At 59.9% G+C, this 754-nt stretch carries 1 protein-coding gene; it reads right to left on the reverse strand.

Annotated features, from left to right (window positions below; translation table 11 throughout):
• Nucleotides 1-754, reverse strand: a 754-nt coding sequence (locus tag AC1DT3_RS23150) for an SbmA/BacA-like family transporter (protein ID WP_477467500.1), incomplete at both ends; no start/stop codon positions are given.

Genomic DNA, 754 nt, shown 5'->3' on the forward strand with positions numbered 1-754 from the left:
GAATACGGTCAGCCGCATGACCCTGCGCACGATCTGCATGAAGTTCTTCACGATCATGTCGAACCGGCCTTGCAGCACCTCCTCTTCCGCCCGCTCGCCGCCGAGCAGCGCGACCTGTTCCGTGTATTCGCGCAGGCGTGCCAGCGAGAATCGATAATCCGCTTCCACCTGCTCCTGCTGGAAATAAAGGCGGATCAGCGGGCGGCCGATGACATGCGTCAGCCAAGTGCCCAGGAGCGCGTAGGCGATACAGACCCAGACCAGCAGCCCCGGCACCACGACGTCCGTGCCCGGAAGCGTGAACCCTTGCGACAATCCCCACAGGACTGCGATGAACRAAACGAGCGTCGCGCATTGATTGAGCAGGCCGATCGAGAGCGTATAGGTCTGGTCGACGTAGCTGTGAAGGTCGGACGCGATACGCTGGTCGGGGTTGTCCGTCTCGCGGCCCAGAAGCTGCATCCGGTAATGCGTTCCATCGCTCAGCCACTCGTGGACGTAGAGCCCGTTGAGATACGCGCGCCAACGGATGCGCAGGACGTATTGTGAGACGATTTCGATCATCGCGATGAGCACGTAGATCGTAACGAACGGCACGAAGACCCAAAGCAACTGATACCAGAACGCTTCCGGATTCTTCTCCTGGAGTGCGTTGTAGAGATCTCGCCCGAAGAAGCTCAAGCGTACGCTCAGAGCGACCTGGGCAAGATTGACGAGAATGAGGAAGGCAAGCAGGGCCGTGCCGATGCCACCT

This window comes from Microvirga sp. P4_G7 (assembly GCF_056401005.1).